The 15,776-nt window shown below is 72.8% G+C and carries 15 protein-coding genes; 10 read left to right on the forward strand and 5 right to left on the reverse strand.

What is annotated here, in order from left to right; all coding sequences use genetic code 11:
- Position 1: 1 nt before the first annotated feature.
- Genes AB0H37_RS09230 through AB0H37_RS09240 form a run of 3 tightly spaced genes read right to left on the reverse strand, consistent with a single transcriptional unit; the run spans position 2 to position 3,068 of the window.
- Positions 2 to 1,336, reverse strand: a complete 1,335-nt coding sequence (locus AB0H37_RS09230) for a ketosynthase chain-length factor (protein WP_360612067.1) — start codon at positions 1,334 to 1,336, stop codon at positions 2 to 4.
- Positions 1,333 to 2,616: a beta-ketoacyl-[acyl-carrier-protein] synthase family protein gene (locus AB0H37_RS09235; protein ID WP_360612068.1), complete on the reverse strand. Its 1,284-nt coding sequence runs from the start codon at positions 2,614 to 2,616 to the stop codon at positions 1,333 to 1,335. Before AB0H37_RS09235 ends, AB0H37_RS09230 begins: the two co-directional genes overlap by 4 nt.
- Entirely contained in the window at positions 2,613 to 3,068 is a 456-nt protein-coding gene (locus tag AB0H37_RS09240; protein ID WP_218935092.1) for a cupin domain-containing protein, read from the reverse strand. Before AB0H37_RS09240 ends, AB0H37_RS09235 begins: the two co-directional genes overlap by 4 nt.
- Before the next feature lie 1,145 nt (positions 3,069 to 4,213).
- Here AB0H37_RS09240 and AB0H37_RS09245 point away from each other — a divergent pair.
- A complete protein-coding gene (locus AB0H37_RS09245; RefSeq protein ID WP_360612069.1) occupies positions 4,214 to 4,684 on the forward strand; it encodes a hypothetical protein in 471 nt (156 codons plus the stop codon).
- Between the two features lie 38 nt (positions 4,685 to 4,722).
- Here the strand turns inward: AB0H37_RS09245 and AB0H37_RS09250 are convergent, their stop codons facing one another.
- Entirely contained in the window at positions 4,723 to 5,349 is a 627-nt protein-coding gene (locus AB0H37_RS09250) for a maleylpyruvate isomerase family mycothiol-dependent enzyme (RefSeq protein ID WP_360612070.1), read from the reverse strand.
- A gap of 277 nt (positions 5,350 to 5,626) precedes the next feature.
- Between AB0H37_RS09250 and AB0H37_RS09255 the strand changes: the two genes are divergently transcribed.
- The 6 genes from AB0H37_RS09255 (at position 5,627) to AB0H37_RS09280 (ending at position 13,644) form a co-directional block, all read left to right on the forward strand.
- Positions 5,627 to 7,063 (forward strand): MFS transporter, encoded by a 1,437-nt coding sequence (locus AB0H37_RS09255; protein ID WP_360612071.1) that lies wholly within the window; start codon positions 5,627 to 5,629, stop codon positions 7,061 to 7,063.
- Between the two features lie 45 nt (positions 7,064 to 7,108).
- A complete protein-coding gene (locus tag AB0H37_RS09260) occupies positions 7,109 to 8,638 on the forward strand; it encodes an FGGY family carbohydrate kinase (RefSeq protein ID WP_360612072.1) in 1,530 nt (509 codons plus the stop codon).
- Positions 8,635 to 10,308, forward strand: a complete 1,674-nt coding sequence (locus AB0H37_RS09265; RefSeq protein WP_360612073.1) for a glycerol-3-phosphate dehydrogenase/oxidase — start codon at positions 8,635 to 8,637, stop codon at positions 10,306 to 10,308. Before AB0H37_RS09260 ends, AB0H37_RS09265 begins: the two co-directional genes overlap by 4 nt.
- Entirely contained in the window at positions 10,305 to 11,852 is a 1,548-nt protein-coding gene (locus AB0H37_RS09270; protein WP_360612074.1) for an FAD-binding oxidoreductase, read from the forward strand. The genes AB0H37_RS09265 and AB0H37_RS09270 overlap by 4 nt, the downstream gene beginning before the upstream one ends.
- Before the next feature lie 19 nt (positions 11,853 to 11,871).
- Complete coding sequence (locus AB0H37_RS09275) at positions 11,872 to 12,483, forward strand: glycerol-3-phosphate responsive antiterminator (RefSeq protein WP_360612075.1); 612 nt, start codon at positions 11,872 to 11,874, stop codon at positions 12,481 to 12,483.
- A gap of 96 nt (positions 12,484 to 12,579) precedes the next feature.
- Positions 12,580 to 13,644, forward strand: a complete 1,065-nt coding sequence (locus AB0H37_RS09280; protein WP_360612076.1) for a DMT family transporter — start codon at positions 12,580 to 12,582, stop codon at positions 13,642 to 13,644.
- Here AB0H37_RS09280 and AB0H37_RS09285 read toward each other — a convergent pair.
- Entirely contained in the window at positions 13,622 to 13,990 is a 369-nt protein-coding gene (locus AB0H37_RS09285) for a nuclear transport factor 2 family protein (protein WP_360612077.1), read from the reverse strand. The two genes, AB0H37_RS09280 and AB0H37_RS09285, sit on opposite strands and share 23 nt — an antisense overlap.
- 292 nt (positions 13,991 to 14,282) lie before the next feature.
- Here AB0H37_RS09285 and AB0H37_RS09290 point away from each other — a divergent pair, with 292 nt between their 5' ends.
- Genes AB0H37_RS09290 through AB0H37_RS09300 form a run of 3 tightly spaced genes read left to right on the forward strand, consistent with a single transcriptional unit; the run spans position 14,283 to position 15,717 of the window.
- Positions 14,283 to 14,621 carry a metalloregulator ArsR/SmtB family transcription factor gene (locus tag AB0H37_RS09290; protein WP_360612078.1) on the forward strand — a complete coding sequence of 113 codons (339 nt, stop codon included), beginning with the start codon at positions 14,283 to 14,285 and terminating at the stop codon, positions 14,619 to 14,621.
- Positions 14,618 to 15,094, forward strand: a complete 477-nt coding sequence (locus tag AB0H37_RS09295; RefSeq protein ID WP_329092492.1) for an SRPBCC domain-containing protein — start codon at positions 14,618 to 14,620, stop codon at positions 15,092 to 15,094. The genes AB0H37_RS09290 and AB0H37_RS09295 overlap by 4 nt, the downstream gene beginning before the upstream one ends.
- Positions 15,091 to 15,717: a dihydrofolate reductase family protein gene (locus tag AB0H37_RS09300; protein ID WP_360612079.1), complete on the forward strand. Its 627-nt coding sequence runs from the start codon at positions 15,091 to 15,093 to the stop codon at positions 15,715 to 15,717. Before AB0H37_RS09295 ends, AB0H37_RS09300 begins: the two co-directional genes overlap by 4 nt.
- Positions 15,718 to 15,776 lie beyond the last annotated feature (59 nt).

The following is a 15,776-nucleotide window of genomic DNA, read 5'->3' on the forward strand; positions in this document are numbered from 1 at the left end:
TTCAGCTCCTGGGGTCGGTTCCGGGAAGGGCATGGGGGGTCCGTTCGTCGCGTGGTTCGGCCGCGGCCGGGGTTACGCGCGGGCAGGCGGCCAGGACGAGGGCGCTGTTGAACCCGCCCTCGCCGCGCGCCAGGATCAGCGCGTGGTCGATGCGGGCGGGCCGGGGGCGTCCGGTGACCAGGTCGAGTCCGTAGGACGGATCGGGCCGGACGTCGGCGGTCGGCGGGATCATCCCGTCGCGCATGGCCAGCAGGCAGGTCGCGACGTCGACGGCGGCGCCGCCCGCCGACATCCGCCCGGTCATCGCCTTGGGCGCGGTCACCGGCACGCCGCCGGCGCCGAACAGCCCGGCGAGCGCCTCGGCCTCGACGCGGTCGCGCATCGCGCTCCCCGCGGCGTCCGCGAACACCACGTCGATCCGCTCCGGGGCGAGGCCGGCGTCGGCGAGGGCGAGCGCGGCGGCGTTGCGCAGCGTCGCCGGGCGGCTCGACCCCGGCGGCGGGTCCATCGTCGCGGCGTACCCGGCGACCCGCCCGTACCGGTGGCGGGCGCCGCGGGCGCGGGCATGGCGCTCGCGTTCCAGGACGAAGATCGCGCCGCCCTCGGCGATGACATGCCCGGAGGCGTCGGCGGCGAAGGGGCGGTAGGCGGTGGCGGGGTCGTCGCCCGCGGACAGCCGCGGAGCGGTCGGCGCGTCCCGGCCGGCCGACATCGCGGTCACCCCCCACGAGCACACCGGGGCCTCGAATCCCCCGGTCAGCACACCGTCGGCGCCCTTGCGCAGCACCCGGCACGCCTGCCCGATCGCGTCCAGGCCGCCGGCCTGACCGCTGACCAGGACGCCGCAGGGGCCGCGCAGCCCGTGGCGGATGGAGATCTGACCGGTGTTGACCGCGTAGAACCACGCGTACGACTGGTACGCGCTGACCTTCTTCGGCCCCATCGACCACAGCTTGCGCAGCTCGTTCTCACCGAACTCGAACCCGCCGGCCGAGTTGGCCAGCACGACGCCGTACCGCAGCGACTCCTCGGGGGACGGTGTCAACCCGGCGTCGGTGATCGCCCATTCGGCGGCGGTCAGGGCCAGCTGGGTGAGGCGGTCGGTCTGCGGCAGCAGCCGTCCCGGGAGGTGGTCGCGCGGAACGAATCCGGGGACCTCGCCGGAGAGCCGCACCGGGTAGCCGCTCGGGTCGAACCGGGTGATGGGCCCGATCGCGATGCGGCCGGTGAGCGTCGCCTCCCAGTGCCGCTCGGCGCCCAGGCCGCTCGGCGAGACCACGCCCAGCCCGGTGATGACCGCCTGGTCGTCCTCGGCGGCCGTCGCGGGCCCGGTCATCCCCGCCACCTTCCCGGGGCGCTGAGCACCATCGCGCTCTGGAAGCCGCCGAACCCGCTGCCGACGGTGAGCACCGTGTCGATCCGCTGCTTCCGTGCCGTCACCGGAACGTAGTCCAGGTCGCACTCGGGATCGCGATGCCGGAGGTTCGCGGTGGGCGGGACGAGGTCGTGCTCGATCGCCAGCGCGCTCGCCGCCACCTCGATCGCCCCGATCGCGCCGAGCGAGTGGCCCACCACCGACTTGATGGAGCTGACCGGCAGCCGGTAGGCGTGCTCCGGGCCGAGCGCGAGTTTGAAGGCGGCCGTCTCGTGCCGGTCGTTCTGCCTGGTGCCCGACCCGTGCGCGTTGATGTAGTCGACGCCCTCGACCGGGACGTCCGCCTCGTCCAGCGCCTTTCTGATCGCCGCCGCCATCTCGGCCCCGTCGGGCCGCAGCCCGGTCATGTGGAAGGCGTTGCTCCGGGACGCGAACCCGCGGATCTCCGCATGCACGTGGGCGCCCCGCCCGTGGGCCGCCGCGGCGTCCTCCAGCACCAGCATCGCCGCGCCCTCGCCGAGCACGAACCCCGCCCGGGTGGCGTCGAAGGGGCGGCAGGCCCGCTCGGGATCGTCGTTGTCCGGGGACGTCGCCCGGATCGCGTCGAAGCAGGCCACCGTGATCGGGGAGATGGGGGCCTCGCACGCCCCCGCCAGCACCACGTCCGCTGCGCCGTCGCGGATGATCTCCACACCGTGCGCGACGGCGTCCAGTCCGGAGGTGCATCCGGTCGACACCACGCAGGCGGGACCCTCCGCGCCGACGTCCCACGCGACCTCGCGGACCAGGGACGTCGGGACGAGGTAGTCGGGCAGGTGCGGTGAGCCGTAGGACGGATCCACCACCGCGAGACGGCCGCTGTCGCTGACCACGCTGTACTCGCGTTCGAGCGAGACGGTGCAGCCGACCGCGCTGCCGACGACCACGCCGGTGCGGGCCGGGTCGAGGTCGCCGGACCGGAGCCCGCAGCCGGCCAGGGCCTCGCGGGCGGTGACGAGGGCGAACTGGGCGGCGCGGTCCATCCGGCGCCGCTGCCGGGGCGTCAGCCCGTGCCCCGCGGCGTCGAAGTCGATCTCCGCCGCCATCCGGGACCGGTACGGCCCCGGATCGAACACGGTGATCATGCGGAAGGTGGGCGTCCCGCCGGTGACGGTCTCCCAGAAACCGCTCGTGCCCGGGGCGCCCGGCGCCAGGACCCCGATCCCGGTGATCGCCACGGGGCGGGCCGGCCGCCCGCTCATGCCGGCTCCCGCGCGCCCGCCGCAGCGGAGAGGGCCGTGTCCACCGACGGCGGCGGCCCATCGCCGTGCGGCTCCGCGGTCTCCACGTGGCCCATGTCGGGGCTCGGGGCCAGCGGCCCGAGGAACAGCACGGCCGTCACCGGACGGTCGCCCCGGTTCTCGTAGCGGTGCCGGGCACCACGGCGGATCAGCACCGACTCCCGGGCGTCCACGACCTGCTCGGCACCGTTGACGGTGAGGACGAGGCATCCGTCGGAGACGTAGACGTGCTCATCCGTGTACGGATGGTAATGCTCGCTGACCCGCTCCCCCGGCTGGAGTTCGAGCAGCGCCATGAGGCCCGCCGTCGTCCGGGCCGTGCCGGGCGACAGGAGCATCCGGATACTGCCGCCGAGCCGGTGGTTCGGTTCGACCTCGCGGGCGCGGACCTTGACGGCTTCGAGGGCGGTCACGTTCCCTGGCCCCGCTTTCCGCCCAGTATCGGGCCGTCCGGGACGGGCAGCGCGACCGATTCGGCCCGCGGCTGATCGCTCTGTTCGACGGCGTGCGTTTCCTGGGACCTGGGGGTGCGGGTCATAGGGGGTTTTGTCCTTCCTGGTCGGCGCCGGCCTCCCTCGCCTTGCTCGGCTGCCGAGCGTGACCGGTACGCCTTTGGAGATCGATGGTGAGCGCCGTGTCGGGGCCTTCCCGCCGGGGGAGGCACGTGCGCTCGATCCGGGCTCGCTCCTTTCAGGGAACCGCGCGGACTCTCTTCTTTATAGCCAATAGCCAACGATCAATGACAAGGCATAGGTAGATTGTTGCGAGATCCTCGGAGGGCAGTTCTTCTGAAATCCGGATCGAGCGCGCCATCACGGCCCCCACCCCCGAAGGGTGTTCATTTTCGGCCGTTTGCCCTACATGTCCCAGCCGAGCACCTTGCCAGACGACTACAGTTTCGCCGGATATACGGCTGACGGTGTCGCTGATCGCGACTACGTGGATCATCGCCTCTGACCTGGCGAGAGGGTCTCACGGTGGCATGCTGGACACGGGTGGATGCATGAGCAGACTCAAGCATCTCTCCGCAACCCAACGGCATTCGAGGGCACAGAAAGTCACAGGCGCAGGACTTTTGAGAAAATGGTCTCCACGTCACTGCCCAAGAAAGCTCCGCGCAGTGACGAAGTACTTGGGCCAGCGGGAACCCAGCCCCTCGAATAGGGATGGACGACCGGCTCTCCGCCGCGAGTCGCGGACCGAACGAGCCAAGGGCGCCCGCCTGACCGTCATGCGGCGACGGCACACCGATAAGGGTGACCCGAGCGACGGGCGCCGGTGTGGGATCCAGAGTGATCTTGGGCGGCGGCCCTGACCGTCGAGGGCCCGGAAATGGCCGAAGACCAGGTGGACCTCAAAGCCGAGGCCCCCATTCCGCCCGGCTCTACGACTTCATTCCCGGCAGCAAGGACAACTGTCCGGCGGACCGTGAGGCCGCGACCAGCGTCGTCGGCCGCAGACGGTGGGCGGCGACGCCGGTCCCCTGTTCGCCGAGCGCTTTCACCGGCGTGCGCCGCTGTACGAGAATCGGGCGACCGCCGTCTGGAGGAGTGATCGAGTGAAGCCGTCCGTCCCGTATGTCATGCCCGAGGCGAGGGCGCAGGCCGTCGCCCTCGTCGCCGAGGGCGACGTGATCCCCGCCGTCAGGCTGATCCGGCAGGCCACCGGGCTGGGCCTCAAAGAGGCCAAGGACTACGTGGACGGTCTCAAGGGGGAGGCGTACGCCCGGACGGTGCCTGTCGACGTCCAGACCAAGGCCCGCGCGATGATCGCTCAGGGCAGGTGGAAGGACGCGGCGAAGTTCGTCCGGCAGGAGACCTCCCTCGGGCTGAGGGCCGCCAAGGACTATGTCGACGCCGTCCGGGCGGGATGGATCCCCGCAGAGCCGCCCACGGACCGGCCCATGCTCTCGGAGCGGGTACGGGCCTTCAAGACCGCCGGCGACTACGAGTCCGCCTTGGCGCTCGTCTGCGCCGAGACCGGCATGCGGCGGGAGGAGGCGCGACGCTTCATCGACGCTCTCCGCTAGCCGGGACGCGCAACGCAACCCGCCTGGGTCGCCGATGGTCAGGCGGACGTCGCCAGGGTGGGGACGCCCGGTCCGGAGAGATCGTTCAGCGCCACGTTGCGGCCGGAGATCGCCAGGAGCAGCGAGAGGGCGGTTCCGCTCACTTCCGGGCCGTCACCGATCGAGAGGTCGGCGTCCGTCGCCGTCAGGCGGAAACGGGTCGTCAGCTCCTTGGCTCCGCCGAAGGACGCCGGCGTGCGGGCCTGCAGTCGGAGCCCCCTGACGACCGCCTGCCGCGGGTAGGCGTGGACGATGCCCAAGGGCCTGCGGATGTCCTCGCCGTGGACGACCTCTTCGACGAGCCGGCTGTCGAGCGGTGCCGGAGGGGTCGCCCTGAGCGTCGCCACCTGGCGGAGCCGTTCCAGAGTCTCCTGGGGTGAGGCACCGCGCTCGCGCTCCACGCCTCGGGTGTTCTGACGGTCGAAGTCGAACCGGGCCCGAGCGAGGCGGACGACGAAACCGAAGCGGGTCGTGCGGGCCGTGTCGACCAGGTGGGCCACCACGTCGTGCACCGTCCACCCGTCGCACAGGGACGGTTCCTCCCACTGATCGGCATCGAGGTGCGAGAGGTCGTCGATCAGCGCCGCACGCTCCGCATGCACCATCGGCCACACATCGTTCTTCACGGCTTCTCCTTCGGTCACCGGCCGGTCCGCAATGAGGACTCGCGGCCCGGCGAGAACTCATCGCCCGGAGAGCCGACACCGCTGAAGCGAGCCGTGGCCTGCGGCTTCGTGGCCGGGCCGGGCGGAAGATGTGTCGCTTGACACACCGGATCGGCCCCGCCTAACCTCCCGTCAACCGACAGGCACAGACGAAGACACCCCTGTCAGTGGTCTTCGTCTGTGCCTTCAGTCATTCCCGGACCGCTGGCAAGGGTTTCAACCCCGAAAGGCGGCGGGCATGAACGACGGCCCTGCGAGCACGAGAACGGCGGTCATCCGCAGCGCGGCGGACGCGGCCGGCCTCATCGACACCCTCACGAGTCTGCGCGGCCGCGCGAACTGGATCTGGTTCCTGGCCCTGTCGGGCCTGTTCCTGGACGCCTACTCCAACGCGGCGCTGGGCGCGGGGCTGTCCCCCATGGTCGAGCAGCTGGATCTGTCGCCCACGCAGGTCAGCGTGCTCACCGCGATGGCCCCGGCCATCGCGATCGTCTCCAATCCCTTCGGCGGCTGGCTCGCCGCCCGGATCGGACGGATCAGGCCCCTGCTGATGACGAAGGTGATCTTCGGGATCGGCGCGGTCCTGACCGCGGTCGGCTCGGACTTCCAGACCGTCTTCGCCGGACGGGCCCTGGTGGGCGTCGCCTACGGCATCGACTTCGCCGTGGCGATGGCGCTGCTCGCCGAGTACACCCCGTCCTCGCTCAAGGGCAGGCTCAACTTCTGGCAGGGCGTCTGGTACCTGGCGACGACCACCAACCTCGCGCTCACGCTGCTGTTCTACAAGCTCGACGTCGGCTCCGACATCTGGCGGTGGTCGGTGGGCTCGGCGGTCGTCTTCGCCGCGGCGCTGTTCGTCCTCCAGATGGCCTTCCTGGTGGAGAGCCCGACCTGGCTGGCGTCCAAGGGCCGGCTGCGGGAGAGCGCCGCGAACCTGCGCCGCCTGTACGGAGTGGAGGCGAAGGAGGGCCCGCTGGACACCCCGCAGGCCCGGGAGGCGCGCCACCAGGTCGGCGTCCGGGACGCGGGGGTGCTGTTCCGCGGCGCGTACCTGCCCCGGACCGTGCTGTCGACTGTGATCTCCCTGACCCAGTCCATGCAGTACTTCGCCGTCGGCTGGTACCTGCCGGTGATCAGCCTGGAGCTGTTCGGCAAGGAGTTCGAGAAGGCGACCGCGGGCTCGATGGCGTTCAACGCGGTCGGCATCGCCGGCGGGTGCCTGTCGGCCTACTTCGGCCGCCGGCTCGGCCTGCGGGTGAGCTCGGCGGCCGGGTACGCCGTGGTGTTCGTCGCGCTGCTGGTCATGGGCGCGACCTTCAAGCAGCTCCCGATCGCGCTGGCCGCGTCGCTGCCGGTGCTGTTCATCTTCTTCCACTCCGCCGGCCCCGGCCCCAACGGCAAGTCGATCGCCGCGCTGTCGTACCGCAGCGACATCCGCACCCTCGGCACCGGCGTGACCGGGATGCTCGGCAGCTTCGGCTCGGTCGCGGGCCTGTACGTGTTCCCGCAGCTCCAGGCCGCGTTCGGGGTCGGCGCCAGCCTGATGGTCCTGTCGGCGGTGCCGCTGGTCGGCCTGGCCACCTGCGTGATCGTCAAGTGGGACCCGACGCGCGTCGCGGTGAACCTGGAAGAGGAGCCCGTCCGGCTGGAGCGGCGCGAAACGGTGCCGGTCTGAGCGCGGGGCCGGTCCGAACGCGCTGACGAGAGGAGTGTTTCGCAGATGATCAGAGAACGCCGGCGCGGCGTGCTGAGCATCGACGAGGGCACCACCGGGACCCGCGCCGCCGTCGTTCTCGACGACGGGGGCGCGGCGCCGGCCGCGTACCTGCCGATCTCGGTGCGCTCGCCCGACCACCTGCGCGTGGAGCAGGACGGGGCGGAGATCTGGGAGAACACCGTCCGGGTCTGCCGGACGGCCCTGGAGCGGGCGGCCGCGGACCGCGTGGAGATCGCGGGGGTGTCGATCTCCACGCAGCGCGCGACCGTGCTGCTGTGGGACGCGGTGACCGGTGAGCCGCTCAGCCCCGCCGTGGTGTGGCAGGACCGCCGCTACGCCGAGCGGCTGCGGGAGTGGGAGCCGGACTGGGACGAGCGTCTCGCCGAGCGCACCGGGCGGCCGGTCGGGTCCCGGGCCCCGCTGCTGTGGGCCGCGGAGGAGGTCGCCCGGAACGAGGAGGCGCGGCGGGCGCACGAGCGGGGCCGGCTGGTGTTCGGATCGATCGACACCTGGCTGGTGTGGAAGCTCACCCGCGGCGCCCGGCACGTCATGTCCGCGACGAACGCCGTCGCCGCCGGCGCCTACGACGTGCGGACCGGTGGCTGGTACGGGCCCTGGGCGGACTTTCTCGGCTGCCCGCCCGACATCCTGCCGTCCGTCGTGGACGAGGACGGGGACTTCGGCTTCACCGACCCGTCCGTCCTGGGGGCGCGGCTGCCGATCCTGTCGGTCATGGGCGACCAGCACGCGGCGATGGTCGCGCTCGGCGCGCACCGGCCCGGCCAGGCGATGTGCGTGCACGGGACGGGCACGTTCCTGGACGCGGTCGCGGGCGGCCGCCCGCCCGGCCACCGCGACCGGGTGCCCGGTGTGCTGACCCTGGTCGCCTGGCGCTCGCGCGGCGTGCCGCTGTTCAGCCTGGAGGGGTTCGCCGCGACGACCGGCTCGGCGGTGCGCTGGCTCTGCGAGGAGATCGGGATGTTCGAGTCGCCCCGGCGGCTGACCGAACTGGCCGGCGAGCACCCGGGACCGTCCCGCGTGCGGTTCGTGCCCGCGCTGGCGGGGCTGCGCACGCCGGTCTGGGCGCCGGAGGCCACCGGGCTCCTCGCCGGGTTGAGCCTGTCCACCACCCGGGCCGAGCTCGCCCGGGGGGTCCTCGACGGTTTCGCGCACTCGGTGTGCGACCTGCTGGAAGGCGTGGAAAAGGCCATGGGGCGGCCCGTCACCGACCTCGTCTGCGGCGGCGGCCTGGCCGGCAGCGACGTCCTGATGTCCGCCCAGGCCGACCTGATCGGGCGCCCGGTGCGCCGGGCCCTCGCCCATGAGACCGCCAGCCTGCGCGGCACCGCCTACCTCGGCGGCGTGCGCGCGGGACTGTGGCCCGACCTCGCCTCGGCCGTCGCCGGGCTCGGCACCGCCCCGGTGTTCGAGCCCGCGCTCGCCGACGGCGACCGCCGGGAGGCCCGCGCCGCGTGGCGCGACCTGCTGGCCCGCCATGTCCCCACCCACTCAACGAAGGAATCGACGTCGTGATCCGGCTTACCGAACGCAAGGCGAGGTCAGAGACGAGGAACGCGATCCGCCGCACCCCGCTGGCGCTGGACCGCGGCGCGCAGATCGAACGGCTCGCCGCCCAGCGGTTCGACGTGCTCGTCGTCGGCGGCGGCGTCACCGGCTGCTACACCGCCCTGGACGCCGTCAGCCGGGGGCTCCGGGTCGCGCTCGTGGAACGGGACGACTTCGCCTCGGGCACGTCCTCCAAGTCCTCGAAGATGGTGCACGGCGGCCTGCGCTACATCGAGCAGGGCAACCTGCCGCTGGTGCGGCGCTCGCTGCTGGAGCGGCAGCGGCTGCGCCGCAACGCCCCCCATCTGGTGCAGCGGCTCCCTTTCGTGTTCCCCGTGCTCACCCAGGACGGCGTGTTCGACCCGCGCATCGCCAAGGCGTTCGAGGGTCTGCTGTGGACCTACGACCTGGCGGGCGGCTGGCGCATCGGGCGGCTCCACCGGCGGCTCACGGTGCCGGAGGTCCTCGTCCGCGCCCCCCGCCTGCGCGCCGACCGCCTCAGGGGCGGCCTGCTCTACTACGACAGCCGCACCGACGACGCCCGCCTCACCCTGACCATCGCGCGGACCGCCGCGCACTTCGGCGCGACCGTCCTCAACGGCGCCGCCTGCCGCGGCCTGATCCGCGAGGGCGGGCGCGTGCGCGGCGCCACCGTCGGTGTCGACGGCCGCGACGTCGACGTGCGCGCCGGGGTGGTCGTCAACGCGACGGGGGTCTGGTCCGACACGCTCGACGCGCTGTCGGATCCCGGCCACCGGCCGCGCGTCCGTCCCGCCAAGGGCGTGCACATCGTGGTGCCGTGGACCCGGCTGCCGATCGACGGGACCGTGACGGTGCCCGTCCCCGGCCGGGCCCGCCGCGCCACGTGCACCCGGTGGGGCGACGTGGTCGTGATCGGCACCACCGACACCGACTACGACGGGCCGCTGGACGAGGTGCTGTGCACGCGGGAGGAGATGGAGTACCTCCTCGACGGCGCCAACACGGCGTTCGACGCCGGCCTGCGCGCGGACGACGTCGTCGGGTCGATCGCCGGGCTGCGCCCGCTGGTCGGCGGCAAGGAGGGCGCCACCCTCGACATGAGCCGCGACCACCGGATCGACACCGACGCCCACGGGCTGGTCACCGTCACCGGCGGCAAGCTCACCACCAGCCGACACATGGGCGAGCTCGTCGTGGACGAGGCACTGAAGGAGCTCGGCCGCAAGGCGCGCTGCCGCACCGTCCACCTCCCGCTGCTCGGCGGGGCGGGCTACGACGCGGAGGCCACCTCGGCGACCGGCGGGCTGGGCGCGCACCTGGGCGAGCGGTACGGCACCGAGGCCCGCTTCGTCGCCGATCTCATCGCCGAGGACGCCTCCCTCGCCGAGCCGGTGGTCGAGGGCGGCGGCCATCTGCGGGCCGAGGTGGTGTACGCGGCCCGGTGCGAGCTGGCGCGGACCGTCGACGACGTGCTGTCGCGCCGCACCCGGATGCGGCTCTTCACCCGTGACCTGTCGGTCAAGGCCGCCCCGGAGGTCGCGCGGCTGCTGCAGCGGGAGCTGGGGCTGTCCGACGAGGAGGCCGGGCGGCAGATCGAGGACTACGTCTCCGGCGTCGAGCGGGAGCGGACCGTACTGATGGAGGAACTCAGTTGATCAGCAGGCAGACCATCACCCACCCCTTCAACCGCGGGGACTACGTCGTCGGGGCGCCCACGCCGCCGCGCTGGGCGGCGGACTGCCCGCCCGGCGACGGCGAGGCGAGCCTGCAGGAGGGCGTGGCCCGGGTCCCCGAAGCGGTCGTCACCGAGCTGCGCGCGGCCGCGGCCGCAGTGCACACCGGCCGGGACGAGGTGGTCCGGCGGACCCGCGACTGGTGGGCGGGCACGTCCATCGGCGAGACCGACGGCCGCCCCGCCACCCCCGACGCGGTGATCGTCGAGGCGGCCGACGAGGAGCAGGTGGCCGCCGTGGTCCGGATCTGCGCCGCGCACCGCATCCCGCTGACGGTGTCGGCGGGACGCAGCAACGTGCTCGGCGCGGCGCTGCCGGTGTTCGGCGGGGTCGTGCTGGACGTCTGCCGGCTGAACCGGATCCTGTCCTTCGACGCCGAATCGATGATCGTCGAGGTGCAGGCGGGGATGTTCGGCGACCTGTTCGAGAAGGAGCTCCAGGAGGTCCACGGCGCCACCGCGGGGCACTGGCCGTCGGCGTTCGCGATCTCCACGGTCGGCGGCTGGGCGGCCTGCCGCGGGGCGGGCCAGCTCTCCACCCGGTACGGCAAGATCGAGGACATGGTCGTGGGCCTGGACGTGGTCCTGCCCGACGGATCGTCCGCGAGCTTCGGGACCTACCCCCGCGCGGCCGTGGGCCCCGACCTGCGGCAGCTGTTCCTCGGCTCCGAGGGCACGCTGGGCGTGATCACCCGGCTGCGGCTGCGGACCCACCGCCTGCCCGCCTACGGGTCGGGCCTGGCGTACGGGTTCGCCACGTTCGCCGACGGGCTGGACGCCTGCCGCGAGATCCTCCAGCGCGGCGCGACCCCGGCGGTGCTGCGCCTGTACGACGCGCACGAGAGCGGCACCCACTTCGGTGAGCCGGACACCAACCTGCTGCTGATCGCCGATGAGGGCGACCCGGCGCTGGTGGACGCGACGCTGGCCGTGGCCGAGGAGGTCTGCGCGGCCCGCGCGCCGGTCACGCTGGACGGCGGCGCGGTCCTGGCGCGCTGGCTCGACGAGCGGATGATCGTGGGCAAGTCGGGCGACGGGTACGCCAAGGGACCCGGCTTCGTCGCCGACACCTGCGAGATCGCGGCGCCGTGGTCGTCGCTCACGGCCCTCTACGACGAGGTGGTCGCGGCCGTCGAAGCCGTGCCGGGGACGCTGCGCGCCTCCGCGCACCAGTCCCACGCCTACACCGACGGGGCCTGCCTGTACTTCTCCCTGCGCGGCGACGTGGAACGCTCCCGCCGACGGGAGTGGTACCGGGCCGCCTGGGACGCCGCCAACGACGTCCTCATCCGGCACGGCGCCGCGATCAGCCACCACCACGGCGTGGGACTGCTCCGCTCGCCCTACGTGAGGCCCTTCCTGGGCAGCGGCTTCGGCACCCTCGCGGCGGTCAAGCAAGCCCTCGACCCGGACGGGATCATGAACCCGGGGAAGCTGGGGTTGCCCGGGTTCTCCGAGGACCTCTGAGCATAAATAGGGTGATGTGATGGGTCTTCGTCCGAAACGTCCCGTTGACCGGCGGCTGCTGGCCGCGCTGGCCGAGCACCCGGTCATGGCCTCGATCGTCGGGGTCGCCGTGGCCGGCCGGTTCGCCTCCCGGTCGGCGCCGCTCGGCATCCTGGCGTCGGTCCCGCTGGGCGATCTGGAGGCCACGGTGGCGGCGACGGTCGCCGCACGCAAGATCGTCTTCGTGAACATGGACTCGACGCCGGGCCTCGGGCACGACCCGGGCGCCCTGACCTACCTCAAGGGGATCGGGGCGATCGGGATCTGCTCCACCCGCGCGGCGATCATCGAGCGCGCGGGCGGGCTGGGCCTGCTGACCATGCAGAAGGTCTTCGTCACGGACCGGTCGAACCTGCATCGCAGCGTGCAGTCCATCGGACGGTCCCACCCGGACCTCGTCCAGCTCATGCCCGCGGTCATGCTGCGCTACATCGAGCGCGAGGCCCGGGATCTCGGCGTCCCGTACCTGGCCGCCGGTTTCGTCCAGGAGGAGGCGGACGTCTCCGAGGCGCTCCAGCACGGCGCCGCGGGCGTCTGCACCTCCGACGACGCCCTGTGGGACCTGCGCCGGTCCGCCCTGCGCGCGTCCTGATCCCTTTCCATCCGGCCGACGCGCCGGCCCGCCCCTGCCGCCATGCGGCGGGGCGGTCCGGTCGCGTCCGCCCGCCCCGTAACGGAAGGACCCTCGATGAAGCCGGGGACCCCCATCCCTCCCCCGCCGGCCGGCACCGACGAGCCCGGCGGCCCCGCCCGCGGGAGGGGCGGCCCCGCCCGCGGGAGGGGCGACCGCCGGTGGACGCGGGGTGGAGCGGCGCTGGCGCCCGCCCTGTTCGTCGTTCTGTGGAGCAGTGCGTTCGTGGCGGGCGTCCCAGGCGTCAAGGCGGCTCCGCCGTTGCTGCTGATGTTCGCGCGGTTCGCCGTCGCGGGGGTGCTGCTCGCCGCGTACGCCGTCGTCACTCGGGCCCGATGGCCGCGCGGGCGGGCGCTGGCGCACGTCGCCGTCACGGGGCTGCTCATCCAGGCGGTGCAGTTCGGCTGCTTCTACACCGCCCTCTCCCTGCACTACCCGGCGGCCGTGATCTCGCTGGTCCAGGGCCTCAACCCGGTGGTGATCGCGCTGGCGGCCCGGCTGCTCGGCGAGACCGTCACCCGGCGGCAGGCCCTGGGCTTCGCCCTCGGCGCGGCGGGCGTGGTGCTCGCGGTCGCCGACCGGGTGAGCCTGTCGGCCTGGGGCATCCCGCTGTGCCTGGCGGGCCTCGGCGGACTCAGCCTCGGGACCCTCTACCAGAAGCGCTTCGTCCCCGACATGGACGTCCGGACCGGGACCGCCGCGCAGGTCCTCGTGAGCGCGGCGGCCGTGGGCCCGCTCAGCCTGGCCCTGGAGACCCCGCGCGTGTCGGACTGGACGGCGTTCGGCGGGTCGGTCGCGTGGATGGTGCTCGTCAACTCCATCGCGGCGTTCCTGCTGCTCAACAGCATGCTGTCGCGTTCGTCGGCGACCCGGGTGAGCACGGTGTTCTTCCTGACCCCGTCGGTGACGGCGGTGCTGGCCTGGCTGGTCACCGGCCAGGCGCTGCACCCGCTCGTGATCGCCGGCCTCGTGCTCGGCGGCGCCGGCGTCCTGCTCGCCGCCGGACGCCCCGACGCGGCGGACCCGCCACGGCGCGCGGGGCGCCGGGCGGCCCGGGGCGGTGCCGACGCCGGCCGGGCCGCCCGCGTGTCGCCGCGGGTCAGCGGTAGTCGTTCTCCTTGAGTTCGACGACCCAGGCACGGCGTTCGGCGATCTTGCCGTCCCGCAGGACGAACACCTCCGCCATGGACATGCGCATCTCGCCGCCCGCGGCCCGCTCCACCGTCCCGGTGAGCTCCGCCATGACCACGTCCCCCTGCTCGACCATGCGCACGACCTCCAGGCGAGGCGGGTCGAGGAGCTCGGGCGGGCCGTCGATGGCCTTGTCGTAGGCCTCCTTGCCGGTCAGGTGGAAGGCGCCGAAGACCGTCCACTCGATGTCGTCGGTCAGGCAGGACAGGATCTGCTCGTGGTCGTTCCTGCGGAAGCCGTCCAGGTAGGTGGTGACGGTCTCGATATTGCGTGACATGGCCTTCTCCTTCGTTCCGGTCGCTGTTCGCAGGAGGCCGCCGTGCCGGCCGGCGGTCCCCTCGGATGGTGGTCGGAGCCGCCGGAGCGTTCTCGACATCACTCCCCCACCCGGTCGGCGACCCCACGGTCGCCCGCCACCCGCGCCGCTCCTTCCCCGCGTCCGGACCGGCGCGGTCTCGACCTGTTCCCGCCCGCCATGCTCACCGACCAGCCCACACACGGCCCAGTGAAGCGGGCCACTCATACTTAGCCCTTGCGCTAACCATCGCCGGGCCACAATACTTAGCCTCATGGCACAGTATTCGCCAGAGCTGGACGGCGTGTTCGTCGCCCTCGCCGACCCGACCCGGCGCGCCGTGGTCCGGCGTCTCGGGCACGGGCCGACGAGCGTCGGCGACCTCGCGCGCGAGTTCCCCATGACCCTCCCCTCGTTCATGAAGCACGTGCGGACCCTGGAATCGAACGGGCTCATCCGCACCGTCAAGTCCGGCCGGGTGCGCACCTGCGTGCTCAACCGCGAACGGCTCGACCTCGTCGACGACTGGCTCGCCGAGCAGCGCCGCATCTGGGAGGGGCGCACCGACCGTCTCGAACAGTTCGTCACCGACCCGGAGGGGAAGACCCCATGAATCCCGATCTCGACCTCGGCCTGGAGCGGATCATCCGCGCTCCGCGCGCGACCGTGTGGCGCGCCTGGACCGATCCGTCCCAGCTCGAACAGTGGTGGGTCCCGGCCCCCTCCCGTTGCCGGGTGGACCGTCTGGACACGCGGCCCGGCGGCGCGTTCGTCACGCGGCTGAGCGACGACGGCGCCGAGTTCGTCCCGCACATGGACGCGTGCTTCCTCGCCGTCGAGGAACCCCACCGGATCGTGTTCACCAACGCGATCGACAGCACGTGGCGTCCCGCGCACCCCGCACCGGTCGCGATGACCGCCACGATCACGATGGACGACCATCCGGACGGCACGGACTACCGGCTGGTCGTCCAGCACCGCGACCCCGATGCCCGCGCCCGCCACAGCGCACTCGGCTTCGCCGACGGCTGGACGACGGTCGCCGGCCAGCTGGCCGCGTTCACGGAGAGGATCACCACACGATGAAGGTCGCCCTCTCCGAGTTCGTCACGCTCGACGGGGTCAGCCAGGGTCCAGGCTCGCCGGACGAGGACGGCACGGACGGTTTCACCCGCGGCGGCTGGCTCGTGCCCCACATGGACGCGACGTTCGTCCGGCGCGCCTCCGCGTGGCTCGGCCTCGCCGACGGCCTGCTCCTCGGCCGGCGCACCTACGAGGCGTTCGCGCGCGACTGGCCGAAGATCACCGACCCGGCCGACCCCTTCGCCGGACGGATGAACACGCTGCCGAAGTACGTCGTCTCCAACACCCTCACCGAGGGGACCTGGCATCCCACGACCGTGCTCGCGGGCGATCCGGTCCAGACGGTCGCCGACCTCAAGGCACGACCGGGGCGGGAACTCCAGATCCACGGCAGTTCCCGGCTGGCGGATTCGCTGCTTTCAGCGGGCCTGGTCGACACGCTCCGCCTCGTGGTCGCGCCCGTCGTGGTGCGAAGCGGCCGGCGCCTTCTGAACGCGCAGGGCACCCCGAACGGGCTGCGCCTCGTCAGCCACGAGGCCACTCCGGCGGGCCTGCTGCTCCTCGAATACGAGACGACCGGCCAGGCACTCCGAGGCCGGTACGAGGGAGTCGCGGCGTTCACCTAGAACGGAAGAGGACCGACCGCAGGCCGCGGCTCGACGGCCGCTTCGCGCGGGACCGTCGA

The sequence above is a fragment of the Actinomadura sp. NPDC023710 genome, from assembly GCF_040639875.1.
Taxonomy (GTDB): domain Bacteria; phylum Actinomycetota; class Actinomycetes; order Streptosporangiales; family Streptosporangiaceae; genus Spirillospora; species Spirillospora citrea.